This is a genomic window from Streptomyces sp. NPDC101181 (assembly GCF_044767975.1).
Taxonomy (GTDB): Bacteria; Actinomycetota; Actinomycetes; order Streptomycetales; family Streptomycetaceae; genus Streptomyces.
Genome location: NZ_JBIWOX010000025.1, coordinates 27,845 through 54,465 on the forward strand (window position 1 = coordinate 27,845; position 26,621 = coordinate 54,465).

A 26,621-nucleotide genomic window follows, 5' to 3' on the forward strand; every position below is an offset into this window, starting at 1 on the left:
TTGGGGGAAGGTCAAGGGGGATGATGGCTGGGTGATCACCATCGGGCAGCTGGCAAGGTACGTCGGAGTGTCGATCAAGAGCGTTCGCGTCTATCACGACAAGGGACTGCTCCCTGAGCCCGACCGCGATTCATCCGGGTACCGGCGGTACGGCGCCAACGACGCCATTGACCTGATCAAGATCCGGACGCTCGCGGAAGCCGGCGTCCCCCTGGCCCGTATTCGGGACCTGAGAACAGCGACCGAGGAGGAGTTCCAGCGGGCGCTACGCGAGATCGACGACGAGCTCACCGCCAGCATCCGTGGCCTTCACGCAACGCAGAGTCGCCTGCGCGACCTCGCAGCCGGGCGCCTGGCACCACTGCCCACCGAGGTCGGCGCCCATCTGGAGCACTTGCGCAGCTGGGGATTCACCTCTCGATGGGTGGGCCTGCAACGCGACCTGTGGATCCTCGTGTTCGCCACCCACCCGGACCGAGCGATCGCGCTGTTCCATGACCAGACCGGCACTTTGGCCCATCCGGCGCTGCGGCAGCTCTTCCTGGACTACGACCACGCGCACGACCTTGACGCCGACGATCCACGCGTCGAGCCCCTCGCCCGCAGGATCGTCAAGGCGACCCAGGACCGCTACGGACCCGGCGAACTGCCCACGCTGGATGCGACGTCTGACATCCCCGCCCTTATTCAGGGCACGGTCAACGCCTCATCACCGGCATGGCAGCGACTCGACACGCTCATCCGTGCACAACTGGACACGTGACTCGGCCTGATGCTCTCGGCACCTTGATCGCCCATCATCGCTCGAACTCTCACGGTCAACCCCCGAAGGACTTCCCGGGCCGACCACCTAGGCTGGATGCCGTGATCTTTCCCGAGACGTCCGCCGAGAGTCCCGCCGGTGCTCCGATCTGCTCGGCCAAGGGCTGCCGGGCCGCCGCCGTGTGGGTGCTCGCCTGGAACAACCCGAAGCTGCACACGCCCGAGCGGCGCAAGACGTGGCTGGCCTGCGACGAGCACCGGGAGCACCTGTCCTCGTTCCTCGGGGTACGGGGTTTCCTCAAGGACGTCGTGGCGCTGAAGGACTGGCAAGCCGCGGACGGCGCCCCGTAGCGCTCCCGGTGCCGTCCTCGGCCTGCCGGCGGGTCGGCGGTCAGCCGCCGATCGCCGACATCGGGCGGTCGGGCTGGAGGAAGGACGGGTCGTCCAGTCCGGAGCCCGCCTTCTTGCCCCACATGGCGACCCTCCAGAGCCGGGCGATCTCCTCGTCCGGGGCGTTCGAGCGCAGGGCCTCGCGCAGGTCGGTCTCCTCGCGGGCGAAGAGGCAGGTGCGGACCTGGCCGTCGGCGGTGAGCCGGGTGCGGTCGCAGGCGCGGCAGAAGGGGCGGGTGACCGAGGCGATCACGCCGACGCGGTGCGGTCCGCCGTCGACGGTCCAGCGCTCGGCGGGGGCGGAGCCGCGGGCCTCGCCGTCCTCGGCGGTGAGGGTGAAGCGGGTGCGTAGTGAGGCCAGGATGTCCCCGGCGGTGATCATCCCGTCGCGCTTCCAGCCGTGCTGGGCGTCCAGGGGCATCTGCTCGATGAAGCGGAGCTCGTAGTCGTGGGCCACGGCCCAGGCGAGGAGCTCGGGGGCCTCGTCGTCGTTGAGTCCCGGCATCAGGACGGAGTTGACCTTCACCGGGGTCAGCCCGGCCTCGTGGGCGGCCGCCAGGCCGTCCATGACGTCCTGGTGGCGGTCGCGGCGGGTGAGGGTCTTGAAGACGTCGGGGCGCAGGGTGTCCAGGGAGACGTTGACGCGGTCGAGACCCGCCGCCCTGAGGGCGGTGGCGGTGCGCTTGAGTCCGATGCCGTTGGTGGTGAGGGACATGCGGGGGCGCGGGGTGAGCGCGGCGCACTGCTCGACGATGGAGACGAGTCCGGGGCGCAGCAGGGGCTCGCCGCCGGTGAAGCGGACTTCGGTGATGCCGAGCGAGGTGACGGCGATACGGATGAGGCGCACGATCTCGTCGTCGGAGAGCAGCTCGCTCTTGCCGAGCCACTGCAGGCCCTCTTCGGGCATGCAGTAGGTGCAGCGCAGATTGCACTTGTCGGTCAGTGACACGCGCAGGTCGGTGGCGACCCGGTCGTAGGTGTCGATGAGCACGGTGGCCCCCTCCCCCGGTGTGGTCCGCGGTGGTGCGGCCGGTCTCTCCGGCCGCCGTCTCTTTCGAGCCTACGTGAGAGCGGTGACATCGAGGGGGCCCGTTTGCCACGAGGTGCGGCCGGGACGCGTCGTAGGGTCCTACGAGGCGTCCCGGCCGCAGGGGTGGGCCGAAGAGCCGAACGGTTCGGGCGGGTGCCCTGGCTCAGTGGGCTCCGACGCCGGTCAGGGACTTGACCTCCAGCTCGGCGTACTTCTCGGGGTCGGCCTTCTCCTTGGAGACCAGCGAGCCGATCCAGCCGAGCAGGAAGCCGAGCGGGATCGAGATCAGGCCGGGGTTCTCCAGCGGGAACCAGGCGAAGTCGACGTCCGGGAACATCGAGGTCGGCTTGGAGGAGACGACCGGCGAGAACAGCACCAGGAGGACGGAGGAGGCGAGGCCTCCGTAGATGGACCAGAGGGCCCCCTGGGTGGTGAAGCGCTTCCAGAAGAGGCTGTAGAGGATCGTCGGCAGGTTGGCGGAGGCGGCGACCGCGAAGGCCAGGGCGACCAGACCGGCGACGTTCAGGTCGCGGGCGAGCGCGCCGAGCGCGATGGAGACGACGCCGATGGCGACGGTGGCCCAGCGGGCGGCGCGGACCTCCTCCTTCTCGGTGGCCTGCCCCTTGCGGATCACGTTGGCATAGATGTCGTGCGCGAAGGACGAGGAGGAGGCGAGGGTCAGGCCGGCGACGACGGCGAGGATCGTGGCGAAGGCGACGGCGGAGATCACCGCGAGGAGGATCGCGCCCCCGGTGGAGCCGGAGCCGCCGCCGATCTCCAGCGCCGCGAGTGGCGCGGCCGTGTTGCCCGCCTTGTTCGAGGCGATGATGTCGTCGGCGTCGAGGATCGCGGCGGCGCCGAAGCCGAGCACGATCGTCATCAGGTAGAAGGCGCCGATGATGCCGATCGCCCAGTTCACGGACTTACGGGCGGCCTTGGCGGTGGGCACGGTGTAGAAGCGGATCAGGATGTGCGGCAGCCCCGCGGTGCCGAGGACCAGGGCCAGGCCCAGCGAGATGAAGTCCAGCTTCGAGACACCCGAGACGTCGTACTTCAGACCGGGCTCCAGGAAGGCCGCGCCCTTGCCGCTGTTGCTGGCGGCGGTGCCGAGCAGGTCGGAGATGTTGAAGTTGAACTTCAGCAGGATCAGGAAGGTGATGAGCAGGGTGCCCGCGATGAGCAGGACGGCCTTGACCATCTGCACCCAGGTGGTGCCCTTCATGCCGCCGATGGTGACGTAGAGGATCATCAGCACGCCGACCAGGGCGACGATGACGATCTTCCCGAAGTCGCTGGTGATGCCGAGCAGCAGCGAGACGAGGACACCGGCCCCGGCCATCTGCGCGAGCAGGTAGAAGATCGAGACGACGATGGTGGACGTGCCGGCGGCGGTGCGGACGGGGCGCTGGCGCATCCGGTAGGCGAGGACGTCGCCCATGGTGTAGCGGCCTGAGTTGCGCAGCGGTTCGGCGACCAGGAGCAGGGCGACGAGCCAGGCGACGAGGAAGCCGATGGAGTAGAGGAAGCCGTCGTAGCCGAAGAGGGCGATGGCTCCGGCGATGCCGAGGAAGGACGCGGCCGACATGTAGTCGCCGGAGACCGCGAGTCCGTTCTGGAAGCCGGTGAACTGGCGGCCGCCCGCGTAGAAGTCGGCGGCGCTCTTGGTCTGGCGGCCCGCCCACACGGTGATGAACAGGGTCGCCACGACGAACGCGGCGAACAGGGTGATGATCAGCGGCCGGTGCTCGCCCGCGCCCTCAGCGGCGAGCTGGACGGCGGGGTACGCGGCTGCGTGGGCGGCGCTCATGCGTCGGCCTCCATACGGGACTTGATCGCCTCGGCCTTGGGGTCGAGCTTGCCGGCGGCGTGCCGGGAGTAGAGCCAGGCGATGAGGAAGGTGGTGGCGAACTGGGCCAGTCCCAGGACGAGCGCCACGTTGATGTTGCCGACGACCTTGGTGGACATGAAGCCGTCCGCGTAGCTGCACAGCAGGACGTACAGCAGGTACCAGGTCACGAAGGCGACGGTGAGCGGAAAGGCGAAGGAGCGGTAGGAGCGGCGCAGGTCGGCGAATTCCTCGCTCGCCTGCGCCGCCACGTACGCCTCCGTCCTGGGCTGGGCGGGTCCGGCGGGCGAACCGCCTTCGGGCGGCGGTGCATCGGTAGCCACGGAATCTCCTCGCGACGCGGGTGCGGTGATCGGGGGACGGCGGGTGTCAAAGGGAGGCCTCGATACCGGCGGGGGTCGGGATGTACCTCCTGGACAACGGCACGGAGGGCGCGACGAAGCGGTTCACTGTGTCTTTACGTCTTCCCGGGGACGTGGTGTCCGTCCTCTCCGGGACCTGGTGTCCGCCCTCCCGGGGACGTGGTGTTCGCTTCCCCGGGTGCGCCGCCCCGCCTCCCGCGTCCCGTTCCGGCGGGTTTCCGCATCCGAAAAGTCACCCGTTCGCATTCGGCCGCATCGGTCACTCTTCGAACTCACTTGCCCGAAGTCGTTGATGTGTCGCAAAGATCAGCGATAGCTTCACTCGTCATGTACGCGACCGAGCACGCCAGGTGTCCGGTCGACCGGCACGGATGATGTGGAGAACCCATGGCTCATCTGGCATCGAGACGGACCCGCGCGCTCGCGGTTCCCCTCGGACTCGCGCTGACCGCCTCGCTCGGTTTCCTGCCCGCGACGTCGGCCACGGCGGCGCCCACCGGCGAGCGGAGCGCCGCGAGCGCCCGGACCGACGGGCCGAAGCTGTCCTACGTGGTCAACACGCGTGGCGGCCACAGCACCGTCAAGGACGTCAAGAAGGCGATCGCCAAGGCCGGCGGCACCGTCGTCGTCGCCTATGAGCAGATCGGCGTCATCGTCGTCCACTCGCAGAACCCGGCCTTCGGCGAGACGATCCGCGCGGTGCGCGGCGTGGAGTCGGCCGGCGCCACCCGCACCAACCCGATCGTGCCGCAGGCCACCAAGGACGTCGGCGCCATAGCGCAACCGCTGACCGCCGGACAGGCGGCGGCCGCCGCGGCACAGGCGGGGCCCGACGAGGACCCGCTGGAGCCGCTCCAGTGGTCGCTGCCCGCCATCAAGGCGGACAAGGCGCACCAGAAGTCGCTGGGCTCGAAGAAGGTGACGGTCGCCGTCATCGACACCGGCGTCGACGACACCCACCCGGACCTGGCCCCCAACTTCGACGAGCGCGCCTCGGCGAACTGCGTGTCGGGCGCTCCGGACACCACCGCCGGCTCCTGGCGTCCGGCGGCGGGCGAGAGCGACCACGGCACGCACGTGGCGGGCACCATCGCCGCCGCGAAGAACGGCGTCGGGGTCACCGGCGTCGCCCCGGGCGTGAAGGTGTCGGGCATCAAGGTGTCGAACCCGGACGGGTTCTTCTACACCGAGGCCGTCGTCTGCGGGTTCCTCTGGGCCGCCGAGCACGGCGTCGAGGTGACCAACAACAGCTACTACGCCGACCCGTGGCTGTTCACCTGCAAGAACGACCCCGACCAGGGCGCCCTGGTCGACGCGCTCACCCGCGCCGTGAAGTACGCGGAGCGCAAGGGCACGGTCAACGTCGCGGCGGCGGGCAACTCCCGCCACGACCTGTCGGTCGACGCGATCGAGGACACGACCAGCCCCAACGACACCGAGCCGGTCACCCGGACCGTCGACCCGAGCGTCTGCCCGGACATCCCGACCATGCTGCCGGGCGTCGTGACCGTCTCCGCGACGGGCGCCAAGGGCCTGAAGTCCTCGTACTCGAACTACGGCAAGGGCGTCATCGACGTGGCGGCCCCCGGCGGCGACTCGACGGTCTACCAGACCCCCGAGCCCCCGGCCGTCAACGGGCTGATCCTGTCCACGCTGCCCGGCGGCAAGTTCGGCTACAAGGCCGGTACGTCGATGGCGTCCCCGCACGTGGCGGGCGTCGTGGCCCTGATCAAGTCCAAGCACCCCTACGCCTCGCCCGCCGTGGTGAAGGCCCTGCTGACGCTCCAGGCGGACGCGAAGGCGTGCGGCGAGCCGTACGACATCAACGGTGACGGGGTCATCGACGCGGTCTGCGAGGGCGGCAAGAGCTACAACGGCTTCTACGGGGCCGGCGTGGCCGACGCGCTGGACGCGGTCCGCTGGTAGCGGGAACCGCGAGCTGGTAGTGGGCGCTGTCCGCCGGCAGCGGCGGGCGGCGGCCTGTCCGTGAACCGGGGGCGCGGGTGCGGGGAGTGAGTCTCCCGGGACCCGCGCCCCCGGCGTTTTCGCCGGACCGCCGCGGCGCACTCCCCCGCCCCGGCCCGACAGGGCGGCAGCCGGTGCCATAGTTCGCGCATGGCGCACACACCGACACCTCTGCCGAGTCCGGCGACCTTCTGGGCGGCGCTCGGCGGGGACCCGGCCCTGCTGGACCGGGTGGCGAGCGGCGGTCCCGGCGGACTCCTGGAGGCACGGCTGCCCGTCATGGCGCTGGCCCGCTCGGCCGTGGCGGTCTGCGCGCTGGCGGCCGGGGAGCTGGCGGCCCACCGGAGGGGCGGGCCGGTCCCCCGCGTCCGGGTGGACGACGGCGCGGTGGCGACGGCCTTCGTCAGCGAACGCCATCTGCGGATCGACGGGCGGGCGCCGGTCTCCTTCGCGCCGCTCTCCCGGTTCTGGCGCACCGCGGACGGCTGGGTGCGCACCCACGCCAACTACCCGCACCACCACGCCCGTCTGCTCACCGCCCTGGCTCTGCCCGAGGACGCCACGCCCGGGACCGTGGCCGGGGTGTTCGCGGAGCGGCGAGCGGTGGAGACCGAGGAGACGGTGTACGCGGCGGGCGGCCTGGCCGTCGCCCTCCGGTCTCCCGAGGAGTGGGCGGCGCACCCGCAGGGCGCGGCCGTCGCCGCCCGTCCCCCGCTGGCCCTGGACCGGCTGGGCCCGCCGACGGCACCACGCCGCCACGGGCCCCCCGACGTCCCACCCGCCGCGCCCGCCGCCGGTCTGCGGGTCCTCGATCTCACCCGGGTCATCGCGGGCCCGGTCGCCACCCGCACGCTCGCTCTGCTGGGCGCGGACGTGCTGCGGGTGGACACCCCACGGCTGCCGGAGAGTCAGGACGCGCACAGCGACACGGGGTTCGGGAAGCGGTCCACCCGGCTCGACCTCGGCGCACGCCACGACCGGGCCGTCTTCGAGGAGTTGCTCGCCTCGGCCGACGTGGTCGTCACCGGCTACCGGCCGGGGGCGCTGGACGCGTACGGGCTGGACCCCGGGGCGCTGGCCGAGCGTCACCCGGGCCTGTTGATCGCCCAGTTGGCGGCCTGGGGGTGGGAGGGCCCGTGGCGCGGGCGGCGCGGTTTCGACAGCCTCGTCCAGGTCGCCACGGGCATCGCCGCGGTGGAGGGCACCCCCCGGGAGCCGGGAGTGCTGCCCGCCCAGGCCCTCGACCACGGCACCGGCTACCTGCTGGCGGCGGGGGTGCTGCGGGCGGTGACGGAGCAGGGCGGCGCGGACGGCGGTACGCGGTTGCTGCGGGCATCCCTGGCGGGGACGGCGCACTGGCTGCTGCGCGGTGGGGACGGCGGCGGGAGCGACGAGGGCGAGGACGCGTGCGGCGGGAACGACGGGGGCGGGAACGCGCACGGCGGGGGCGGGAAGGGCGAGGGCGGGTACGGCGGGACCGAGGCGTCACCGGCCCCGGCTCCGCCGTACGACCCGGCCGCCTACCTCACCACCAGCGCGCCCGGCCCGCTGGGCGAGATCCGGCACGCCCTGTCCCCGGTGGCCCTCCCGGGGCGCGACGGACCGGCCGACTGGGCGCGCCCGCCGGGGTTCCTCGGTGCGGACGCACCCGCCTGGCTCCCCCGTACGCGGGTCAGGGGGCGCTGATCGCGCGGCCCGCCGTCCCCTTCGTCAGCACCCCGAGCGTCAGCAGGGACTGCGCGGCGATGTAGGTGAGCATCACCCAGAAGCCGGGGGCGGGCAGTTGGGGCCAGTGGGCGATACCGGTGGCGATGAGGGCGTCGGACAGCAGGAAGAGCGCCCCGCCCGCCGCCGCGTACGGCCCGGACACCCCGGCCCGCCAGGCCATGGCGGTGAGCAGCAGGCTGTAGCCGGTCAGCGGAATCCGCAGGTCCGCCGGGAGGCCGGGCCAGATCAGGACGAGGAAGACGACGAGGACGAGCAGATAGCCGAGCCCGGTGGCCGGGGCGGCCGGGGCCCGTCCTCGCCCGAAGAGCGTCAGGTAGCAGACATGGCCCACGGCGAAGGACCCCATGCCGCAGAGGAACGCCAGGTCGTTGTCGGCGAGCAGGAGGACGTCCCCGCCCCACCCGCACAGCAGGGCGGCCACCAGCAGCCGGGGTGCGCCGCGCAGCACCGCGTACCCGGCGAGCAGCGGCATCAGCAGCGGCTTGGCGATCAGATGGGCGGTCCCGGCCCCGGTGAGCAGCGCGGCCAGGTCGGCAGCCGCGACGAGCAGGAACGCGAGCAGTACGGGCCGGGCGAAGCGCTCGGCGCCGCCCCGGCTACGCATGGGGCGGGCGGCCGTGGCGCTCACGTGGCGCGTTCCGGCGCGGGCGCTTCGGCGGACACGGTGACCGGAACGGCCGCGGTCACCGGGGCGGCCGCAGTGACCGGGGCTCCTGCGGGCGCGGTCACCGGGGCCCCGGTGACCGGGGGCCCGGCGGTCGCGGTGGCGGGCGCGGCAGTCGCGGTGGCGGGCGCGGCAGAACCGACCGGAGCACCCGCACCGGACGGTGACGCGGCGGCCGGAGCGGCACCGCCGCCCGGCCCCGGCCCGGCTCCCGCCCCGGGCTCGGCTCCCGGCACCGGGCCGGCTGCCGTCCTTGGCCCGGCGTCCCGCCCCAGCCCGGCTCCTGTCTTCGCCGCGGGTTGCCAGCCCGGTCCGCAAAAGACCCGTCCCGCCCGCTCGCTCCAGGTGTCGGCGGCTCGTACGTCCCGGGCGATGGCGGCGTACTCGTGGGTGGCGACGCGCAGCGGGTTGTAGGTGGAGATGTTCTTGGTGAGCCCGTAGACCGGCCGCTCGGTCTCGGCCGCGAACGACCCGAACATCCGGTCCCAGACGATCAGGATCCCGCCGTAGTTGCGGTCCAGGTAGCCGCCCTGGGAGGCGTGGTGGACGCGGTGGTGGGAGGGGGTGTTGAGCACGAACTCGAAGGGGCGCGGGAGCTTGCCGACCCGCTCGGTGTGCACCCAGAACTGGTAGACCAGGTTGGCCGACTGGCAGAACGCGAGCGCCGCCGGGTGCACCCCGCAGGCGATCAGCGGCAGGTAGAAGGGCCAGGAGGTCGCGGAGGTCCAGGGCTGGCGCAGCGCGGTGGTGAGGTTGAACTTCCTGCTGGAGTGGTGGACCACATGGCAGGCCCACAGGATGCGGATGACATGGTGGCCCCGGTGGGACCAGTAGTAGAGGAAGTCCTGGGCGAGGAGCATCAGCAGGACGGTCCACCACAGCACGGGCACCCGCAGCGGCGTCAGTTCGTAGAGGGCCATGTAGACCGCCAGGACGGGGATCTTCCACAGGAGGTCGAAGCCGAGGCTCCCGAGCCCCATGGTGACGCTGGTGGCGGCGTCCCGGGTCTCGTACCCGGCGGCGTCCTCGTCCGGGTGGAAGCGGTAGCTGACCATCTCGACCACGGTGAGCAGCACGAAGGCCGGTATGGACCACAGCACGACATCGGGCAGGTTCGGCTCCATGCGAGCACGGTAGGGCCGCGGACCGGTGAGGGCTAGGGGTTGTTACCGACAAGTATGCGAGGTGCGGGTCACCGTCCCGCCGGCACGGCCGGGACTGGACCGGCTCTCCCGCGTCGAGCCGCCCGAAGCGCTCGGCCGGCCGGGCGGCGTACCGGGCCTCCGGCAACTGACACCCGGTCACTCGACGCATCGGCAGGTCGGCGCCGAGGATCTGACGATCCGCCTGGTCCGCGACGCGCGCGCCACCGGCAGCGGACTCATCCCGCCCGGCCCCGTCGTCCGCCTCACCCGACGGCGGCCCGGAACGGCCGGATGGGGGGCTGTCAGTCGCGGCCCGTATTCTCTGTGACCATGCTCGACGATCTCCAGACAGCCGTACCGTGGCCGACCGCCTACCCCCAGGGGTACGCGGTCGTCGACGTGGAGACCACCGGACTCGCCCGCGACGACCGGATAGTGTCCGCCGCCGTCTACCGGCTGGACGCCCTGGGCAACGTCGAGGACCACTGGTACACGCTGGTGAATCCGGAGCGCGACCCCGGGCCCGTCTGGATCCACGGGCTGACCAGTGACGTGCTGGAGGGCGCGCCGCTCTTCCCCGAGGTGGCCGAGGAGCTGTCGGCGCGGCTCGCGGACCGGGTGCTCGTCGCCCACAACGCGGCCTTCGACTGGTCGATGATCGCCCGGGAGTACGCACGGGCTTCGGTCGTCGCCCCGGTCGAGCGGCGGCTGTGCACGATCGCGCTCGCCAAAGAGCTGGGGCTGCCGCTGCCCAACCACAAGCTGGCCTCCCTCGCCGCGCACTTCGGGGTCGTCCAGCAGCAGGCCCACCACGCCCTGGACGACGCCCGGGTGCTGGCCGAGGCGTTCCGGCCGAGCCTGCACGCGGCGGCGCGGGAGGGGGTGCGGTTGCCTTTGCTGGAGTGCCGGCCCCTGACCGAGTGGTCCGACTCGCCGGTCGCCCCGCGCGCCGGGTACCGGCCCGCCCGGCAGCCGAACACCTGGCGGCCCTCCCGGAAGCGGCCCGCCTGCCCGTATCCCAATCCGGGGCGGTACGAGAAGGAGAGGCCGCTGAAGCAGGGGATGCGGGTGGCGTTCTCCGGAGACACCTCGGTGGACCGGGAACTGCTGGAGGACCGGGCCGTGGAGGCGGGTCTGCATGTGGCGACCAGCGTGTCCCGGCTCACCAGCCTGCTGGTGACCAACGACCCGGACGCGGTCACGTCCAAGACGCAGAAGGCCAGGACGTTCGGCACGCCGATCCTGGAGGAGAGCGCCTTCACCCACCTGCTGCGCGATGTGGCGCCCGCCGACGCGCCCACCCTCCCGCACCAGGCGCCCCCGCCCCCGCCGGAGGCGACCTGGAACCCGGGGACGACCGCGGTCCAGGAGGCGATTCCCGTGGCGGAACCGGCCCCGCGTCCGGACCAGACCCCGCCGGCGGAGTGAACCGGGCACGGCTCACCCCGCCGAGGGGAAAGGCGCGCATCACGGACAGAGCACGACGGAAGCCTTCGTAGTGGGGCAGTCCCGGCCGTACCCCCTGCGTGCCGCGCCCCGTGACCCCGGTTGTACGGTCATGGGGTGTACCGCTTCCTGTTGACCCGGCAGTGGGTGATCCTCACCCTCCTCGGGCTCGTCCTGATCCCGACGATGATCGAGCTGGGTTTCTGGCAGTTCCACCGGCACGAACACCGGGTCGCGCAGAACGGACTGATCTCCCGGAACCTGGCGGCGCAGCCGGTCCCGGTCGCCGACCTCACCTCCCCCGGGCACACCGTCCCGCGCGAGGACTACTGGCGCGCGGTGAGCGCGACGGGCACGTTCGACACCGAGCACGAGGTGGTCGTGCGCCGCCGCACCTCGCAGGACGACCAGATCGGCGTCCACGTGCTGACCCCGCTGGACCTGCGGGACGGCGGCACGGTCCTGGTCAACCGGGGCTGGGTCCCCGCCGCCCCGAACCAGACGGCCTACCCCGACGTGCCCCCCGCGCCGCGGGGCGAGGTCACCGTCACCGGTCGGCTCAAGGCGGACGAGACCACCGGCAGCAGCGGCATCAAGGACCTGGCGGGGCTGCCGGACCGGCAGGTCATGCTGATCAACAGCGAGCAGCAGTCGCAGCTGCTGTCCCGGAAGGTCCTCGGCGGGTACGTCGAGCAGACCGCCCCGCGGCCGGCGGACAACAGCCCCGAGCAGATCGCCGCCCCCGACGACAGTTCGATCGGCCCGCACATGGCGTACGCCGTGCAGTGGTGGCTGTTCGTCGCCGCCGTCCCGGTCGGCTGGCTGATCCTCGTGCGGCGGGAGCTGCGCGACCGGGCGGAGGCGGCGGCCGGGGACGCGCAGGCCGCAGCCCGCGAGCCCGAGCGGCCGGAACCGGCCGACGTCTGAACGCCGGGGCGCACCACGGGGCCTGACGCCCCGGGAGTCCGGGCGGGTGGGACGCGGCACACGTCCGGCTCCGCTTAGCGAGGGCCTGGTCAGGGAAGACGCCAGAGCGTGACCCCACGTATCGAGGACTACGCACTGATCGGCGATCTCCAGACCGCCGCACTGGTCGGCAGGAACGGTTCTGTCGACTGGCTCTGCCTGCCGCGTTTCGACTCCGGAGCCTGTTTCGCGGCCCTGCTGGGCACCGAGGAGAACGGCCACTGGCGGATCGCGCCCCAGGGGACGGACGCCTCGGACGTCTGCACCAGGCGGAGCTACGCCGGTGACTCGCTGGTCCTGGAGACGTACTGGGAGACCCGGACGGGCACGGTCAAGGTCATCGACTTCATGCCGCAGCGCGACAAGGCGCCCGACCTGATGCGGATCGTGGAGGGCGTCAGCGGCACCGTCGACATGAGTTCCGTGCTGCGGCTGCGCTTCGACTTCGGTTCGGTGGTGCCCTGGGTGCGCAAGTCGCAGGGCCACCGGGTCGCCGTCGCGGGGCCCGACTCCGTGTGGCTGCGCAGCGAACCGCCGGTCAAGACCTGGGGGCAGCAGTTCAGCACCTGCTCCTCGTTCACCGTCGCCGAGGGCGACAGCGTGGCGTTCGTGCTGACCTGGCACCCCTCGCACTCGCCGCGCCCCAAGCTGATCGACCCGCACCAGGCGCTCAAGCACACCCTGCACGACTGGGCGAAGTGGACCGAGCACTGCACCTACGAGGGCCCCTACCGCGAGGCGGTGCTGCGCTCGCTGATCACCCTCAAGGCGCTGACGTACGCCCCGACGGGCGGCATCGTGGCCGCCCCGACGACCTCGTTGCCGGAGGACATCGGCGGCGTACGGAACTGGGACTACCGCTTCTGCTGGCTGCGGGACGCCACCCTCACCCTGGGGGCGATGGTGTCGGCCGGGTATCTGGAGGAGGCGGCGGCCTGGCGCGGCTGGCTGCTGCGGGCCGTCGCCGGGGACCCGGCCGACCTCCAGATCATGTACGGGCTCGCGGGCGAGCGGCGGCTGCCGGAGATGGAGCTGCCCTGGCTCTCCGGCTACGAGAACTCCCGCCCCGTGCGCATCGGCAACGCCGCGGTCCGGCAGCGTCAGCTGGACGTCTACGGCGAGGTCATCGACGCGCTGCGGCTGGCCCGGGTCGCCGGTCTGGACGACCAGTCGCACGCCTGGAACCTCCAGCTCAGCCTGCTCGGCTTCCTGGAGTCGTCGTGGCGCGAGCCGGACGAGGGGCTGTGGGAGATCCGCGGGGCGCGGCGGCACTTCGTGCACTCCAAGGTGATGGCGTGGGTCGCCGCCGACCGGGCGGTGCGCTCGCTGGAGGAGAACCCCGAGCTGCCCGGGGACGCCGACCGCTGGCGGGCCATGCGGGACGCGGTGCACGCGGAGGTCTGCGAAAAGGGGTACGACCCCGAGCGCAACACCTTCACCCAGTCCTACGGGTCACGGGAGCTGGACGCCGCCACGCTGCTCATCGTCCGGACCGGGTTCCTGCCACCCGACGACCCCCGGGTCGTCGGCACGGTCGACGCCGTCCGTGCCGAGCTGGGAAGCGACGGGCTGCTGCGCCGCTACAGCACGGAGGGCGCCTGCGTCGACGGGCTGCCGGGCGAGGAGGGGGCGTTCCTGGCCTGCTCGTTCTGGCTGGTCGACGCGTTGCACCGGATCGGCAGGCCGGACGAGGCGCGGGAGATGTTCGAGCACCTGCTGGAGCTGCGCAACGACATGGGGCTGCTGGCCGAGGAGTACGACGTGGCGGCCGGGCGGCAGCTCGGCAACTTCCCGCAGGCGTTCAGCCATATCGGGCTGGTGAACTCCGCTGTCGACCTGGCCGCGTGCGACCCGGCAGGATAGGACCATGGATCTTGGACTGAAAGACCGCGTGTACATCGTCACCGGAGCCACCCGGGGCCTCGGCAACGCCACCGCACAGGCCCTGGCCGCCGACGGCGCCAAGGTGGTCATCACCGGCAGGGACGAGAAGAGCGTCACCGAGGCCGCCGCGGCGCTGGGCCCGGACGCCATGGGGATCGCCGCCGACAACGCCGACCCCGGCGCCGCGCAGCGGCTGGTGGACACGGCGCGGGAACGTTTCGGCCGACTGGACGGCATCCTCGTCAGCGTCGGCGGACCGGCCCCCGGCCTGCTCGCGGACAACACGGACGACCAGTGGCAGACGGCGTTCGAGACGGTGTTCCTGGGGGCGGTACGGCTCGCCCGGACGGCGGCCGCCGCGCTCGGCGAGGGCGGGGTGATCGGCTTCGTGCTCTCCGGTTCGGTGCACGAGCCGATTGCCGGGCTGACCATCTCCAACGGGCTGCGCCCCGGTCTCGCCGGATTCGCCAAGTCGCTCGCCGACGAGCTCGGCCCGCGCGGCATCCGGATCGTGGGGGTGCTGCCCGCCCGGATCGACACCGACCGGGTCCGCGAGCTGGACGCCCTCTCCGGCGACGCCGAGGCCGCCCGCGCCGCCAACGAGGCGCGCATCCCGCTGCGCCGCTACGGGGCGCCGGAGGAGTTCGGGAGGACCGCGGCCTTCCTGCTCTCCCCCGCCGCCTCGTATCTGACGGGCATCATGGTGCCGGTCGACGGCGGATACCGGCACGGCTTCTGACGGACACGGCCCGCCGCCCGGCGTACGCCCCCGGAGCGGTCAGGACACCCGTTCCGCGCGGTGCCTGACGGCCCTCAGGCGGACCTCGGCGGGGAGTTCGGCCAGCCCCGCCGACTGGCGGGCGTGCGTCAGGGCGCCGTCGGCCACCGCGTTCAGGGTCCCCAGGGGTGCGGCGTGCGGCTCCAGCAGCAGCCGCACCCGGGCCCGGGGCGCGGTGCGGCGGCCGGTCAGGGCGGCGTGGGCACGGGAGACGCCGTCCAGCTCGCCCGCCTCCCCGGCGAGGGCGCTCTCCAGAGCGCGCCCGCGCAGCCGGGCCCCCTCGCCGTCGCCGCTGTCCACCAGCACCTCGGCGAGGCGGCCGCGGCGCAGCTGGGCGAGGAGCCACCACAGGGCCAGTACCACCAGGACGGCGAGGACCGCGATCACCGTCGGCCACCACCAGCCCTCGTCGCGCCAGCGGCCCCGGTCGGCGTCGCTGAGCAGCACATCCCCCTTGCCGTCCCAGGGCCACCAGGAGGGCACGGACGCGCCGAGCCCGGCGGCGAGCACCGCACCGCCGAGGACGACGAGCACCAGACCGGCCAGGGCCAGCAGGACCCGGTTGACGGTGGAGCGCATGCGGCTCATCCCTTCTTTGCCGGCCGGTGCACCTGGACGGAGAGGCGCGGCGGCTTGGCCACACCCAGCTCCCGCACGGCCGTCTCCAGTACCGCGTTCAGATCCTTCGTCACGTCGTCCAGCTCCCGGAAGTGCGAGAGCGCGCGCACCCTGGCCCTGCGCCTGCCCATCCTGACCCGTACGGACTGCACCCCGGGGACCTCCACGGCCCGGTCCCGCAGGACCATCGCGGCGGCGGTCCGCTCCAGGCCGGCCCGTACGCCGGCGCGCTCGCGCCGCATCGGCAGCAGATCGCGCAGGCCGGGGGTGAGGGCCAGCAGGAGCAGCCAGAGGCCGAGCGCGACGGCCACGGCGGCCCCGACGATGACCAGGACGTCGTCCAGGGAACGTTCGGCGAGGCCGTCGGCGAGGGAGCGGCGCCACCGCATGGCCGGATGGTCGGCCCGTACGGCCGCGACGTCGTACAGCAGCAGCCCGGCCGCGCCCAGCACGACCAAGGCCAGCAGGGCGGCCGGGACCCGGCGCGCGGACCAGAAGCGGCCCGCCGGTCCGCCGTCGCCCTGTTCCAGGGTGGGGACCGGTTGCCGGTCGGCGGGATCCGCGCCGGACCCGGCCGGGCGGGCGTCGCCGTCGTGCTGCTCCACCGTGGGCAGGCGCCGGGTGGAGCCCGTGGAGTCGCCGGGTTCCGTCATCGGATCCTCCCCTGTGCTCCGCTCGCCCCCACCGGGTGCAACCGCTCGACCTGCACGGTCACTTCGGGCACCTCCATCCCGGCCAGTGCGGTGACCCGCTGGACGACGCGGCGGCGCACCGCGCCGCACTGGCGGCCGATGTCGCACGGGTAGCCGAGTTCCAGGCTGACCCGCACCCGGGCCGCGTCGCGGTGCACGGTGACCGTGGCGCGGGGAGTGGCCCCGGCCGCGGGCGGGTCGTCCACGGCCTCCTTGGCCGCCTGCGCGGCGATCTTGGCGACGACCCGGTCCGCGATCCGGGTCTCGCCCCGTTCGGCGGCGGCGATCCGCCCGGTCACCGCTGTCACCGTCGTCGGTCGCCGCGCTCGCGACCCCGGAAGAAGTCGCCCGGTTCCAGGTCACCGTCCAGGAAGCGACCGGCGACGAAGCCGATCGCGCCCAGCGCGGCGACCAGTAGGAAGGCTCCGAATCCGCCGAAGTACCCGGCGAATCCGAGCGCCATGCCGGCCAGCAGACCGACCACAGCCATGCTCATCTCTGCTCCTCAACTGCCTTGTCGCGGGGTGCCTTTCGGCGGGTTCTTACGAGAGCGCGGCGGCCTGGGCTACTGGACGCGCTGCTCGGGCTCGTCATCGTCGTCGTCCTCGTCGGGCAGCTTGACGTCGCTGACCGCGATGTTGACTTCGACGACTTCGAGGCCGGTCATGCGCTCCACCGCCGCGACGACGTTCTCCCGGACGTCGCGGGCCACGTCCGCGATCGAGACGCCGTATTCGACGACGATCTCCAGGTCCAGGGCGGCCTGGGACTCGCCGACCTCGGCCTTCACGCCGCGGGTGACGGACTTGCCGCCGCCGGGGACCCGGTCGCGGACCGCGCCGAAGGTCCGGGAGATGCCGCTGCCCATGGCGTGGACGCCGGCCACGTCCCGGGCCGCCATTCCGGCGATCTTCTCGACGACGCCGTCGGCGATGGTGGTGCGGCCCCGGGTGCCGGGGTCGCCGCCGCCGCGCTTGGTCAGGGACTTGTCGCCCGGACCGCTGTCGGGGCTGTTGCGCTGGGGGGTCTCAGTCATCGCCGTTCTTCCCTTCGGGGCAGGGTTGGACTTCCTTGCCCACGTTAAGTGCGCTTTCCCCATCCCGCGCCGTGGATGCGGCAGGCTGGGGCGATGACTACGCGGAGCCCGCAGAGGGCCGACGGATGGGCCGCCGCGGTGCGGCAACGGCTGGGCCTGGGCAGACTGCTGCCGTTGGGCGGACCGGGGGACGGCGTGTGGATCGCGGAGACGGCCGCCGCCTCGGTGCTGCGCGGGGCGGCGGCCGTCCCGGGGACGGTGCTGGGGAAGCTGCGGATCGGCTCGGCCGCGGAATCGGCGGTGGATCCGGCGGAAACCGGGACATCCGCGGTGGACCGCGGAGCCCGTGCCTCAGCCCCCGCTCCGGCCTCGGTTTCCGCTGCTGCTCCTGCTCCCGCTCCCGCTCCTGTGAGCGCGCTGCCGGCCGGGCCGCTGCGGATCGAGGCGGAGTTCTCGGCCGGGGCGGACCGCCCCCTGCCCGACGCCGCGGCGGCGGTGCGCGAAGCGCTGTGGGCGGCGGCGGACGCCCGGCTGGGCCTGGACATCGCGGAGGTGGACCTGCGGGTCACGGAATTGCTCGACGGGGATGCGCCCGATCAGGTGACGCCCGCCGTGCCCACGGTCCCCGTCGCGACGGCGGACGGCCCCGCGGCGGTCGCGGCCGCCGGAGTGCCGGGCGTCGTCTCGCTGACCGCGGTCCTCGGCCCCGCGGTGCGGACCGCCCAGGACCACGTACGGATCGAGGTGGCGACGGCCGCGGACCGGCGGGCGCTGGACGTGGCCCGGTCGGTGCGCAGGGCGGTCGCCGCGGCCACGGAGGACCGGCTCCCGGTCACGGTGCTGGTCACGAACGTGGTGGAGCCCGGCCCCGGTACATGAGACCCCGTCAGGGAACCGGTCCCGCGAAGGCCGGAGGGCCCCGGCCGGCCAGCCGGGGCCCTCAAACGGTCCGGGGGGCGACGCGGGGTGGCGTCAGTCGGTGATGCCCGCCAGGTCGCGGAGCCTGCGGCCCTGGGCGGCGCGCTCGGCGACGCGCTGCTCCTCGTACGTACGCGTCACCGCACCGCCGAGCAGCGCCTTGGTCTCGACGACCGCGTCACGGGGTGCCGCCAGCAGGGCCGCGGCCAGGTCGCGGGCGGCGGCGTCGAGCTGGTCGGCCGGGACCACGAGGTTGGCGAGGCCGGTGCGCTCGGCCTCCTCGGCGTGCACGAAGCGGCCGGTGGCGCAGATCTCCAGGGCGCGGGCGAACCCCACGAGGTGGACCAGGGGGTGCGTGCCCGTGAGGTCGGGGACGAGACCGAGGCTGGTCTCCCGCATCGCGAACTGCACGTCGTCGGCGACGATCCGCAGATCGCAGGCGAGGGCGAGCTGGAAACCGGCGCCGATGGCATGGCCCTGGACCGTCGCGATCGACACGAGGTCGTTGCGGCGCCACCAGGTGAACGCCTCCTGGTACTCGGCGATGATCGCGTCGAGCCGGTCCTCCGGGCCGCGCGCCATGTCGAGGAACGACGGCTCGCCGTCGAAGCCCTCGGGCGTGAACGCCTGGCGGTCGAGGCCCGCGGAGAAGGACACGCCCTCGGCGCGGAGCACCACGACCCGCACCGAACCGGGAAGCACCCGTCCGGCCTCGGTCAACGCCCGCCACAGAGCGGGAGACTGGGCGTTGCGCTTGGCCGGGTTGGTGAGCGTCACCGTGGCGACGGCACCGTCGATGGTGAGCCGCACACCGTCCTGGTCGAGCACAGCGTCGAGCGAGGTCATGGGAGCCTCCGGATCGGGGTGCGGTCAGCACTCGGCATCAAGTGACTGAACAGTAACCACCCGGGCGACCTCGCGGTCACCCGGGTGGTCACCCCGGATTCCGTCGAGCCCCGAAGACCTCGGACGCGGACCTCCGGACGCCTGCGGCCGTCAGGCCGAAGCCGCCTTCTTCCCACGCGTCGCGCCGCCGCGTCCCCGCAGCGTCACTCCGGACTCGCTGAGCATCCGGTGGACGAATCCGTAGGAGCGGCCCGTTTCCTCGGCCAGCGCCCGGATGCTCGCACCGGAGTCGTACTTCTTCTTCAGGTCTGCCGCGAGCTTGTCACGCGCGGCGCCGGTCACCCGGCTGCCCTTCTTCAGAGTCTCGGCCACCCGTGCCTCCTCATGGGAAGTGCGCTCTGGACTCTCATGATCACCCCTCCCGCGCTTCCTGGCCACCCATTCGGCAAGGTCGATGCGCGCGGATTACCGGGCACGCGGGACCCCGACATGAACGGAATCGCCGGTTCCAAGGGAGGTGGCGGGATGCACGGCCTGGACCGGAAGAAGAATCTCCAGGTCAGGGCCGTACGGGGAACACCGGCCGAAAGGGGGGCGTACGGCGGGTGAGCGCCAGGCGCACCACCGGAGTACGAGACGTCCTCACGCAGATGACGGATCACGCGTAGGCCGAATGATCCATCCCGGCGGATCAGGCGAGGGCGACCAGGTCCCGGTAGTCGGCGCCCCAGAGGTCCTCGACGCCGTCGGGGAGCAGGATGATGCGCTCCGGCTGGAGGGCCTCGACGGCGCCCTCGTCGTGGGTGACGAGGACGACGGCTCCCTTGTAGGTGCGCAGCGCGCCGAGGATCTCCTCACGGCTGGCGGGGTCGAGGTTGTTGGTCGGCTCGTCGAGCAGCAGCACGTTGGCGGAGGAGACGACGAGGGTCGCGAGCGCGAGCCGGGTCTTCTCGCCGCCGGAGAGGACGCCCGCGGGCTTGTCGACGTCGTCGCCGGAGAAGAGGAACGAGCCCAGCGTCTTGCGGACCTCGACGAGGTCGAGGTCCGGGGCGGCGGAGCGCATGTTCTCCAGGACGGTCCGCTCGGGGTCGAGGGTCTCGTGCTCCTGGGCGTAGTAGCCGAGCTTGAGGCCGTGCCCCTGGATGATCTCGCCGGTGTCGGGCTTCTCGGCGCCGCCGAGCAGGCGCAGCAGCGTCGTCTTGCCCGCCCCGTTGAGGCCGAGGATGACGACGCGGGAACCCTTGTCGATGGCGAGGTCGACGTCGGTGAAGATCTCCAGCGAGCCGTAGGACTTGGACAGCCCCTCCGCCATCAGCGGGGTCTTGCCGCAGGGCGAGGGCTCGGGGAAGCGCAGCTTGGCGACCTTGTCGGAGACCCGGACGGCCTCCAGTCCGGCCAGCAGCCGGTCGGCGCGCTTGGCCATGTTCTGCGCGGCGACGGTCTTGGTGGCCTTGGCGCGCATCTTGTCGGCCTGCGAGTTGAGGGCGGCGGCCTTCTTCTCGGCGTTCTGGCGCTCGCGCTTGCGGCGCTTCTCGTCGGCCTCGCGCTGCTGCTGGTAGAGCTTCCAGCCCATGTTGTAGATGTCGATCTGCGAGCGGTTGGCGTCGAGGTAGAACACCTTGTTGACGACCGTCTCGACCAGCTCGACGTCGTGCGAGATCACGACGAAACCGCCGCGGTAGGACTTGAGGTAGTCGCGCAGCCAGACGATGGAGTCGGCGTCGAGGTGGTTGGTCGGCTCGTCGAGGAGGAGCGTGTCGGCGTCCGAGAAGAGGATCCGGGCCAGCTCGACGCGTCGGCGCTGACCGCCGGAGAGGGTGTGCAGGGGCTGGCCGAGGACCCGGTCGGGGAGGTTGAGCGCGGCGGCGATGGTGGCGGCCTCGGCCTCGGCGGCGTATCCGCCCTTGGTGAGGAACTCCGTCTCCAGGCGCTCGTACTTCTTCATCGCCTTCTCGCGGGTGGCGCCCTTGCCGTTCGCCATCCGGTCCTCGTTCTCATGCATCTTGCGCAGGATCTCGTCGAGGCCGCGGGCGGAGAGGATGCGGTCCCGGGCGAGGACGTCGAGGTCGCCGGTGCGGGGGTCCTGGGGGAGGTAGCCGACCTCGCCGGACCTGGTGATGGTGCCGCCCGCGGGGGTGCCCTCACCCGCGAGGCACTTGGTGAGCGTGGTCTTGCCCGCCCCGTTCCGCCCGACCAGGCCGATGCGGTCGCCCTTGGCGATGCGGAAGGAGGCGGACTCGATGAGGATGCGGGCGCCGGCGCGCAGCTCGACGCCGGAAGCGGTGATCACGGAAAAACTCCAGGGCAGTGTGGACGGCGGAGGGACGAAAGCGGAGGTCTCTCGACGCCGCTAATGCGCAAGGAGAATGGCCATGCGGCCATTCTACTGGCGGCGCGCAACTGCTTTTCCGCGTGCCCGGTGGGAGGAACCGTCCGATACTCGGCGCAGGGCGGCACCGCGCCGCCCGCCCCGAGGCGAGGGTGGTGCGAGCGTGCGGTTCGACGACGACGCCGATCTGGACACGTCCGAGGTCCAGGATGTGCGCGGCAGCCGCATCCCGGGCGGGAGGGCCACCGTGGGCGGGGGCATCGCCGGGGTGATCGCCCTGATCCTGGGGCTGCTCTTCGGGGTGGGGCCCGATCAGCTCGGGCTGTCGTCGGACGGCTCCGACCCGTCGGTCGGCTCCTCGTCGGCCGCCCAGGTGCAGGAGAGCTGCCTGAAGGGCCAGGACGCCAACAGCCGGGACGACTGCCGGACGGTGGCGGTGGTCAACAGCGTGCAGGACTTCTGGCGCCAGGAGTTCCAGCGGCGCGGCGGCAGCTACACGGATGCCCGGACGGTCCTGTTCAGCCGGCAGGTGGGTACCGCGTGCGGGTCGGCGACCTCGGCGGTCGGGCCGTTCTACTGCCCGGGTGACCGCAGGGTCTATCTGGACCTGGGCTTCTTCGACGACCTGCGGACGAAGTTCGGCTCCAGCGGCGGACCGTTCGCGCAGGCGTACGTGGTGGCGCACGAGTACGGCCACCATGTGCAGAACCAGACGGGCACGCTGGAGCGGTCGCAGGACGGGCGGCAGGGCGCGGACAGCAACGCGGTACGGGTGGAGTTGCAGGCCGACTGCTACGCCGGGGTCTGGGCGCACCACGCGACGTCGACGCCGGACGAGTCGACGGGCCGGCCGCTGATCACGGAGCTGACCCGGGCGGACATCCGGGACGGGCTGGACGCGGCGGCGGCGGTCGGGGACGACCGGATCCAGCAGCGGTACCAGGGGCGGGTCACGCCGGAGTCCTGGACGCACGGCTCGGCGGCGCAGCGGCAGCAGTGGTTCTCGACCGGGCTGCGGACCGGGGACATGGCGCGGTGCGACACCTTCGCCTGAGCCGAGCTGAGCTGAGCCGCGATGCTTCGCCCGAGCCGAGCCGCGTCTGTCCTGCCCGCCCGCTCGCCCGGGGGGCCCGCTCCGGGAGGGCGTTGTCAGTGGCCGGTGGAAGACTGAGACGTACATCACAGAACGTGGTGCGACAGCGGGGACGACAGAAGGGGTGAGTGCCATGGCGGGCGCGGCGAGCGGGGTTCCGACGGTCTGTCCGACGCTTCTGTACGACGACGCGAAGGCGGCGATCAGGACGCTGACGCAGGGGCTGGGGTTCACCGAGGAGGCGGTCTACGAGGACGACAACGGCAGGGTGCTGCACGCCGAGCTGTCCTGCGGCAACGGCAGGGTGATGCTGGGTTCCACGGGGCGCGAGGGCGCGTTCGCACGGGCGATGGCGGGCGCGGGGCCGGCAGGGGTGTACGTCGTGGTCGACGAGGTCGACGCGCACTGCGCACGGGCCCGGGAGTTCGGGGTGGAGATCCTGATGGAGCCCACCGACCAGGACTACGGCTCCCGGGACTACATGGCCCGAGACGCCGAGGGCAACGTGTGGAGCTTCGGGACGTACGCCCCGGGGTCCGCGGGCTGAGCGGACCCCGGACGCGCGGCTCTCAGGCGCCGCCGGTGTGGACCTGGAAGGCGGCCCGGCGGACCGCCTTGGCCAGGGCCGGGTCCGGGTGGGCGGCGGCCAGGGCGACCAGGACCTGGACGGTGCGCGGGTGGCCGACGGCCCTGACCTCGTCGAGCAGGGCGGGGACGGTGCCCTGGACGGCGGAGTCGAGGTGGCGCACCAGGAGCGCGATCTCGCCGTGGTCGGCGACGGCGGCGGCGGTGTCGACCCAGAGCCAGGTGGCCTCCTCCCGGCTGAGCACCTCCTGGGCGTCGTCGGGGTCATTGCCTTCGTACTCGGCGAGCCAGAGCAGCGCGTAGGGGCGCAGCGGGGGTTCGGCGAGGACGGCGCGGACCTCGGGTTCGGCGGGGCCGCCGACGACGCGCAGCGCCTCGAAGGCCAGTCCGCGCAGCAGGGCGTCCTCGCCCCGGGCGACGGTCAGCAGTTCGGCGACGGCGCTGCCTACCGTGCGGGCGGCGAGCCAGGCGCGGTACTCGTCGCGGGCCGGGCCGGGGGTGAGCCGGGCGCAGCCGAGGAGCATGTCGGCGGCGGACTGCTCGATGTTCCCGGCAGGGCTCTGGGCGGCGACGCAGATCTGCTCCAGCTTGACCCACACCGCCCAGTTGCCGAGCGGGGTGAGGGTGGCGTGGCCCTGACCGAGGGTGAGCGCGCCGACCGCGGCAAGCCCTTCCAGGGCCCAGTCCAGCAGCAGGGCGTTGAGTTCACCGGCGCTCCGGGCGGCGCCGGTGGCGGTGTCGGCCGGGGCCGGGGTGGCCGCTGCGGTGGATCTGCCGGGCCCGAGGGGGACCTCGCAGCGCTCCTCCCGGAGTTCGGCGACGCGCTGGCCGAGGAGGTCCAGGAGGGCGGGGACGGCGACGGGGCCCGCGGAGAGCTGGAGGAGGGAGAGCACCTGGGGCACGGCCTCGACGGCTTCGGCGACCGCTCCGGCCTCGATGCCCTCGGGGGCGGCGTGGACGAGCGACCAGGCGTCGAAGAGCGCCACCCAGCCGCGCAGGACCGCGGAGTCGTCCCGATCCCAGGCCCGCAGCCGCCAGCCGGGGCGGGCGGTGTCGCCGTGCAGTTCGACGAGTCCGGCCAGCCGGGCCCGGTCCCAGCCCGCGCGCACCTGCGCCGGGGAGAGTTCCAGGGCGGTGGCCGCCCGGTCGGGGGCGTGGGCGGCGAGCGGGGCGGTGGCGCCGGGTCCCGGGGGTGTCGGGGAGTCGGCGGCCCAGCGGGCGACGCGCACGGCGTCGGCGAGCACCGCCCTGGCCTGGCGGGCCAGTTCCGTGCGGGGCGGGGTGCCCTCGGGCGGCCGCGGGGCCGGCCTGGTGCGCCGGGTGGTCACGGCCTTGCGTGCGGTGGCTAGGGGTCGCGGGCGGACAAGTCGCAGCCTGGAGTCGCGCGGGGTACGGGACGTCACGGGAGCAGTCTTGCCCCTGACAGCCCGAAAGCCCAAACGGAAGCTGTTTCACCGGTAGATGAAAGGCCCTGCCGGGGCTGGTGCCCCAGGGGGACGGTCGCCGCATCGCCTCACATCAGGGGCGTGAGGAAGCGCCGCAGGGTCTCCTCGTAGCGGGCCGGGCCGGCGTTCCACATCGCCCCATGCGGAGCCTGGGCCACGGCGTGCAGGCTGACCAGGTCCGGGCGGCGGGCGGCGAGTTCACGGGAGGGTCCCCAGGGCGCGATGGTGTCGTCGGGCCCGTGCAGGATCAGGGTCGGGGTGCGCAGCGCCGCGGGGGCCGAGGTGACCGGCACGAGGGGGCCGCCGCTCATCCCGGTCCGGCCCTGGGCGGCGCGCACGGCCAGGGGCAGCAGAGCGGCCGGGACCCCGCGGGCGGCGGCCAGGGCGCGCAGGGTGACCGGCCAGTCGAGGACCGGGGAGTCGAGGACGAGCCCGCCGATCCGGTCGCGCAGCGGGGACTCGACGGCGGCGAGCAGGGCCATCGTGGCCCCGGTCGACCAGCCGTGCAGGATCACGTCGGCGGCCCCGTAGCGCAGGGCGTAGCGGATGGCGGCGTCGGCGTCGCGCCACTCGGAGGCCCCGAAGCGGCCGAGGCCGTCGGCGGGGCGGGGGGCTCCGGGATCGCCCCGGTAGGCGAGGTCCAGCACGGGGAACTGCTGCTCGTGCAGGAAGCCCATCAGGTTCATCGGGTGGGCCCGGGTGGTGCCGAGGCCGTGCAGCGTGATGACCCAGGTGTCGCGGGCGCCGGGCACGAACCAGGCGGGCAGGGGCCCCAGCTCGCCGGGGATCCGCACCTCCCGGTGGTCCAGGCCCAGATCGACGCCGGGGTCGCCGTCGTACAGCTCGGTCGTCAGGCGGACCTTCGCGCCCGGTTCGAGGAGCCCGCGGGTGACCCGTTCCACCGTGCGGACGACGGTGTCGGGGGCGGAGGGCGCCCCCTCGACGACGGGTCCGACCACCGCGTGGACGCCGGGGCCGGTGAGCCCGTACGTGCCGGGGCGGAGCGCGGAGAAGGACCGGGTCAGCGTCACCTGCCCGGCCGCGGTGGAGTGCACGGTGAGCCGTCGGTCGGCGGGGAGGGACCGCCCGTGGGCCGCTTTGAGGGCGGCGTCGCTGGCGTACCGGCCGGCCGCGACCGCTGCCGCGCCGACGCCGAGGATCGTGGTGACGGCCGTTGCCGTCGCAGTTGCCGGGCGCACGGACCCAGTGTCCTGGGGCGGGCGGCGCGGTGCCAGCGGGCGGGGGCCGTCCGGTGCGGGCGGCCGGAGCGGGACGGCACCTCGACGGTGGGCCGGGGGCAGGGACCTGAGGGGGGCGGCGGCCACGGCGGCAGGCCCCCGGGAGCGGTGGGCCGGGGGCGGCGGCCCCGGAGGCAGGGCCCCCGGGAGCGGTGGCAACTCGCGGACCCGGTCAGGTCCGCTGGCCGTACTTCTTCAGCGCCTCGGTCACCTCGCCGAGCTGGGCCTCGCTGAGCAGGGCCGGGGCGTGGCCCGGGACGGAGGCGGCGGTGAGCCAGAGCCGGCACAGCCACTCCAGTTGGGCGGTGCGTTCGTAGGCCTGGTCGAGGGTGTCGCCGTAGGTGACGGTGCCGTGGTTGGCCAGCAGGCAGCCGGTGCGGTCGCGCAGGGCCGCCAGCATCGCGTCGGCCAGCTCCGGGGTGCCGTAGCGGGCGTAGGCGGCGGTGCGGACCGGGCCGCCGAGGAGGGCGGCCGCGTAGTGGACCAGCGGCACCTCGGGCAGCAGTGTGGAGACGGCCGTGGCGTGGACGGCGTGGGTGTGGACCACGGCGGCGGCGTCGGTCGCGCGGTAGACCGCCAGGTGGAGGGGGAGTTCGCTGGTGGGCCGGAGGTCCCCGACGACCTGCCGGCCGTCGAGACCGACTCCGACGGTGTCGCCGGGTCCCAGCCGGTCGTAGGGCACCCCGCTGGGGGTCACCAGGACCAGATCGCCGACCCGGGCCGACACGTTGCCCGAGGTCCCGACGACCAGGCCCTCGGCGGCGCTCCGGCGCGCGGTGGAGACCACGTCCCGCCAGGCGCGGGCGACGGATTCCGGCTGCTGTTCGCTCATGGGGCGAGCGTAGGGGCGGGGGC

25 protein-coding genes and 2 pseudogenes are annotated in these 26,621 nt (G+C 73.2%); 11 read left to right on the forward strand and 16 right to left on the reverse strand.

Annotation, left to right across the window (positions count from 1 at the left end; translation table 11 throughout):
* Positions 1 to 31 precede the first annotated feature (31 nt).
* A complete protein-coding gene (locus ACIRRU_RS27850) occupies positions 32 to 763 on the forward strand; it encodes a MerR family transcriptional regulator (RefSeq protein ID WP_403685046.1) in 732 nt (243 codons plus the stop codon).
* A gap of 101 nt (positions 764 to 864) precedes the next feature.
* Complete coding sequence (locus ACIRRU_RS27855; RefSeq protein ID WP_403685048.1) at positions 865 to 1,113, forward strand: hypothetical protein; 249 nt, start codon at positions 865 to 867, stop codon at positions 1,111 to 1,113.
* A 40-nt stretch (positions 1,114 to 1,153) separates the two neighbouring features.
* Here the strand turns inward: ACIRRU_RS27855 and moaA are convergent, their stop codons facing one another.
* The 3 genes from moaA to ACIRRU_RS27870 all read right to left on the reverse strand — a co-directional run bounded on the left by moaA (position 1,154) and on the right by ACIRRU_RS27870 (position 4,351).
* Positions 1,154 to 2,143 carry a GTP 3',8-cyclase MoaA gene (gene moaA, locus ACIRRU_RS27860; protein WP_403685050.1) on the reverse strand — a complete coding sequence of 330 codons (990 nt, stop codon included), beginning with the start codon at positions 2,141 to 2,143 and terminating at the stop codon, positions 1,154 to 1,156.
* 202 nt (positions 2,144 to 2,345) lie between these two features.
* Positions 2,346 to 3,989: a cation acetate symporter gene (locus tag ACIRRU_RS27865; RefSeq protein ID WP_403685052.1), complete on the reverse strand. Its 1,644-nt coding sequence runs from the start codon at positions 3,987 to 3,989 to the stop codon at positions 2,346 to 2,348.
* On the reverse strand, positions 3,986 to 4,351 hold the full coding sequence (locus tag ACIRRU_RS27870; protein WP_403685054.1) for a DUF485 domain-containing protein: 366 nt from the start codon (positions 4,349 to 4,351) through the stop codon (positions 3,986 to 3,988). The genes ACIRRU_RS27865 and ACIRRU_RS27870 overlap by 4 nt, the downstream gene beginning before the upstream one ends.
* Before the next feature lie 426 nt (positions 4,352 to 4,777).
* Between ACIRRU_RS27870 and ACIRRU_RS27875 the strand changes: the two genes are divergently transcribed.
* Positions 4,778 to 6,316 carry a S8 family peptidase gene (locus ACIRRU_RS27875; protein WP_403685056.1) on the forward strand — a complete coding sequence of 513 codons (1,539 nt, stop codon included), beginning with the start codon at positions 4,778 to 4,780 and terminating at the stop codon, positions 6,314 to 6,316.
* 189 nt (positions 6,317 to 6,505) lie between these two features.
* Positions 6,506 to 8,041 carry a CoA transferase gene (locus ACIRRU_RS27880; protein WP_403685058.1) on the forward strand — a complete coding sequence of 512 codons (1,536 nt, stop codon included), beginning with the start codon at positions 6,506 to 6,508 and terminating at the stop codon, positions 8,039 to 8,041.
* Here ACIRRU_RS27880 and ACIRRU_RS27885 read toward each other — a convergent pair.
* Positions 8,028 to 8,711, reverse strand: coding sequence for a lysoplasmalogenase (locus ACIRRU_RS27885; RefSeq protein ID WP_403685059.1), 684 nt, complete (start codon positions 8,709 to 8,711; stop codon positions 8,028 to 8,030). The two genes, ACIRRU_RS27880 and ACIRRU_RS27885, sit on opposite strands and share 14 nt — an antisense overlap.
* A gap of 278 nt (positions 8,712 to 8,989) precedes the next feature.
* Positions 8,990 to 9,871: pseudogene (locus ACIRRU_RS27890) on the reverse strand (sterol desaturase family protein); the annotation flags it as partial.
* 345 nt (positions 9,872 to 10,216) lie between these two features.
* Between ACIRRU_RS27890 and ACIRRU_RS27895 the strand changes: the two are divergent.
* The 4 genes and pseudogenes from ACIRRU_RS27895 to ACIRRU_RS27910 form a co-directional block, all read left to right on the forward strand.
* A pseudogene (locus ACIRRU_RS27895) lies at positions 10,217 to 11,227 on the forward strand (DEDDh family exonuclease); the annotation flags it as partial.
* Positions 11,228 to 11,455: 228 nt separating this feature from the next.
* Positions 11,456 to 12,265, forward strand: a complete 810-nt coding sequence (locus ACIRRU_RS27900; protein WP_403685061.1) for an SURF1 family protein — start codon at positions 11,456 to 11,458, stop codon at positions 12,263 to 12,265.
* Positions 12,266 to 12,373: 108 nt separating this feature from the next.
* The gene (locus tag ACIRRU_RS27905) at positions 12,374 to 14,167 is read left to right on the forward strand and encodes a glycoside hydrolase family 15 protein (protein WP_403685063.1); all 1,794 of its coding nucleotides are present in this window, start codon (positions 12,374 to 12,376) and stop codon (positions 14,165 to 14,167) included.
* A 4-nt stretch (positions 14,168 to 14,171) separates the two neighbouring features.
* Entirely contained in the window at positions 14,172 to 14,927 is a 756-nt protein-coding gene (locus ACIRRU_RS27910; RefSeq protein WP_403685065.1) for an SDR family oxidoreductase, read from the forward strand.
* A 39-nt stretch (positions 14,928 to 14,966) separates the two neighbouring features.
* Here ACIRRU_RS27910 and amaP read toward each other — a convergent pair whose 3' ends face one another.
* The 5 genes from amaP to ACIRRU_RS27935 form a co-directional block, all read right to left on the reverse strand.
* Positions 14,967 to 15,545: an alkaline shock response membrane anchor protein AmaP gene (amaP, locus tag ACIRRU_RS27915; protein ID WP_403685067.1), complete on the reverse strand. Its 579-nt coding sequence runs from the start codon at positions 15,543 to 15,545 to the stop codon at positions 14,967 to 14,969.
* Between the two features lie 5 nt (positions 15,546 to 15,550).
* Positions 15,551 to 16,237 carry a DUF6286 domain-containing protein gene (locus tag ACIRRU_RS27920; RefSeq protein WP_403685068.1) on the reverse strand — a complete coding sequence of 229 codons (687 nt, stop codon included), beginning with the start codon at positions 16,235 to 16,237 and terminating at the stop codon, positions 15,551 to 15,553.
* Entirely contained in the window at positions 16,234 to 16,584 is a 351-nt protein-coding gene (locus tag ACIRRU_RS27925) for a hypothetical protein (RefSeq protein WP_403685070.1), read from the reverse strand. The genes ACIRRU_RS27920 and ACIRRU_RS27925 overlap by 4 nt, the downstream gene beginning before the upstream one ends.
* Positions 16,581 to 16,772 carry a hypothetical protein gene (locus tag ACIRRU_RS27930; protein WP_363203295.1) on the reverse strand — a complete coding sequence of 64 codons (192 nt, stop codon included), beginning with the start codon at positions 16,770 to 16,772 and terminating at the stop codon, positions 16,581 to 16,583. Before ACIRRU_RS27930 ends, ACIRRU_RS27925 begins: the two co-directional genes overlap by 4 nt.
* Before the next feature lie 69 nt (positions 16,773 to 16,841).
* The gene (locus tag ACIRRU_RS27935) at positions 16,842 to 17,312 is read right to left on the reverse strand and encodes an Asp23/Gls24 family envelope stress response protein (RefSeq protein WP_403685072.1); all 471 of its coding nucleotides are present in this window, start codon (positions 17,310 to 17,312) and stop codon (positions 16,842 to 16,844) included.
* A 93-nt stretch (positions 17,313 to 17,405) separates the two neighbouring features.
* Here ACIRRU_RS27935 and ACIRRU_RS27940 point away from each other — a divergent pair, with 93 nt between their 5' ends.
* Positions 17,406 to 18,191: a hypothetical protein gene (locus tag ACIRRU_RS27940; RefSeq protein WP_403685073.1), complete on the forward strand. Its 786-nt coding sequence runs from the start codon at positions 17,406 to 17,408 to the stop codon at positions 18,189 to 18,191.
* Between the two features lie 93 nt (positions 18,192 to 18,284).
* On the opposite strand, the gene ACIRRU_RS27945 is transcribed toward ACIRRU_RS27940, so the two are convergent.
* The 3 genes from ACIRRU_RS27945 to ACIRRU_RS27955 all read right to left on the reverse strand — a co-directional run bounded on the left by ACIRRU_RS27945 (position 18,285) and on the right by ACIRRU_RS27955 (position 21,366).
* Complete coding sequence (locus ACIRRU_RS27945) at positions 18,285 to 19,076, reverse strand: enoyl-CoA hydratase/isomerase family protein (protein ID WP_403685075.1); 792 nt, start codon at positions 19,074 to 19,076, stop codon at positions 18,285 to 18,287.
* A gap of 150 nt (positions 19,077 to 19,226) precedes the next feature.
* Complete coding sequence (locus ACIRRU_RS27950) at positions 19,227 to 19,448, reverse strand: helix-turn-helix domain-containing protein (RefSeq protein ID WP_006123601.1); 222 nt, start codon at positions 19,446 to 19,448, stop codon at positions 19,227 to 19,229.
* Positions 19,449 to 19,767: 319 nt separating this feature from the next.
* The gene (locus tag ACIRRU_RS27955; protein ID WP_363203291.1) at positions 19,768 to 21,366 is read right to left on the reverse strand and encodes an ABC-F family ATP-binding cassette domain-containing protein; all 1,599 of its coding nucleotides are present in this window, start codon (positions 21,364 to 21,366) and stop codon (positions 19,768 to 19,770) included.
* A gap of 202 nt (positions 21,367 to 21,568) precedes the next feature.
* Between ACIRRU_RS27955 and ACIRRU_RS27960 the strand changes: the two genes are divergently transcribed.
* On the forward strand, positions 21,569 to 22,459 hold the full coding sequence (locus ACIRRU_RS27960; protein ID WP_403685077.1) for a neutral zinc metallopeptidase: 891 nt from the start codon (positions 21,569 to 21,571) through the stop codon (positions 22,457 to 22,459).
* A 172-nt stretch (positions 22,460 to 22,631) separates the two neighbouring features.
* Positions 22,632 to 23,045: a VOC family protein gene (locus ACIRRU_RS27965; protein WP_403685078.1), complete on the forward strand. Its 414-nt coding sequence runs from the start codon at positions 22,632 to 22,634 to the stop codon at positions 23,043 to 23,045.
* A 22-nt stretch (positions 23,046 to 23,067) separates the two neighbouring features.
* Here ACIRRU_RS27965 and ACIRRU_RS27970 read toward each other — a convergent pair whose 3' ends face one another.
* The 3 genes from ACIRRU_RS27970 to ACIRRU_RS27980 all read right to left on the reverse strand — a co-directional run bounded on the left by ACIRRU_RS27970 (position 23,068) and on the right by ACIRRU_RS27980 (position 26,598).
* A complete protein-coding gene (locus tag ACIRRU_RS27970; RefSeq protein ID WP_403685116.1) occupies positions 23,068 to 24,411 on the reverse strand; it encodes a hypothetical protein in 1,344 nt (447 codons plus the stop codon).
* Between the two features lie 185 nt (positions 24,412 to 24,596).
* On the reverse strand, positions 24,597 to 25,727 hold the full coding sequence (locus ACIRRU_RS27975; RefSeq protein ID WP_403685079.1) for an alpha/beta hydrolase family protein: 1,131 nt from the start codon (positions 25,725 to 25,727) through the stop codon (positions 24,597 to 24,599).
* Positions 25,728 to 25,938: 211 nt separating this feature from the next.
* Positions 25,939 to 26,598: a class II aldolase/adducin family protein gene (locus tag ACIRRU_RS27980; protein ID WP_403685081.1), complete on the reverse strand. Its 660-nt coding sequence runs from the start codon at positions 26,596 to 26,598 to the stop codon at positions 25,939 to 25,941.
* Between the last annotated feature and the right edge of the window lie 23 nt (positions 26,599 to 26,621).

Bases quoted from the DNA above. Each gene is read 5' to 3' on its own strand.
- ACIRRU_RS27980 (WP_403685081.1), bottom strand. From the start codon at position 26,598: ATGAGCGAACAGCAGCCGGAATCCGTCGCCCGCGCCTGGCGGGACGTG.
- ACIRRU_RS27875 (WP_403685056.1), top strand. From the start codon at position 4,778: ATGGCTCATCTGGCATCGAGACGGACCCGCGCGCTCGCGGTTCCCCTC.
- ACIRRU_RS27965 (WP_403685078.1), top strand. From the start codon at position 22,632: ATGGCGGGCGCGGCGAGCGGGGTTCCGACGGTCTGTCCGACGCTTCTG.
- amaP (WP_403685067.1), bottom strand. From the start codon at position 15,545: ATGCGCTCCACCGTCAACCGGGTCCTGCTGGCCCTGGCCGGTCTGGTG.
- ACIRRU_RS27880 (WP_403685058.1), top strand. From the start codon at position 6,506: ATGGCGCACACACCGACACCTCTGCCGAGTCCGGCGACCTTCTGGGCG.
- ACIRRU_RS27920 (WP_403685068.1), bottom strand. From the start codon at position 16,237: ATGACGGAACCCGGCGACTCCACGGGCTCCACCCGGCGCCTGCCCACG.
- ACIRRU_RS27935 (WP_403685072.1), bottom strand. From the start codon at position 17,312: ATGACTGAGACCCCCCAGCGCAACAGCCCCGACAGCGGTCCGGGCGAC.
- ACIRRU_RS27865 (WP_403685052.1), bottom strand. From the start codon at position 3,989: ATGAGCGCCGCCCACGCAGCCGCGTACCCCGCCGTCCAGCTCGCCGCT.
- ACIRRU_RS27945 (WP_403685075.1), bottom strand. From the start codon at position 19,076: ATGACCTCGCTCGACGCTGTGCTCGACCAGGACGGTGTGCGGCTCACC.
- ACIRRU_RS27910 (WP_403685065.1), top strand. From the start codon at position 14,172: ATGGATCTTGGACTGAAAGACCGCGTGTACATCGTCACCGGAGCCACC.
- ACIRRU_RS27930 (WP_363203295.1), bottom strand. From the start codon at position 16,772: ATGAGCATGGCTGTGGTCGGTCTGCTGGCCGGCATGGCGCTCGGATTC.
- ACIRRU_RS27940 (WP_403685073.1), top strand. From the start codon at position 17,406: ATGACTACGCGGAGCCCGCAGAGGGCCGACGGATGGGCCGCCGCGGTG.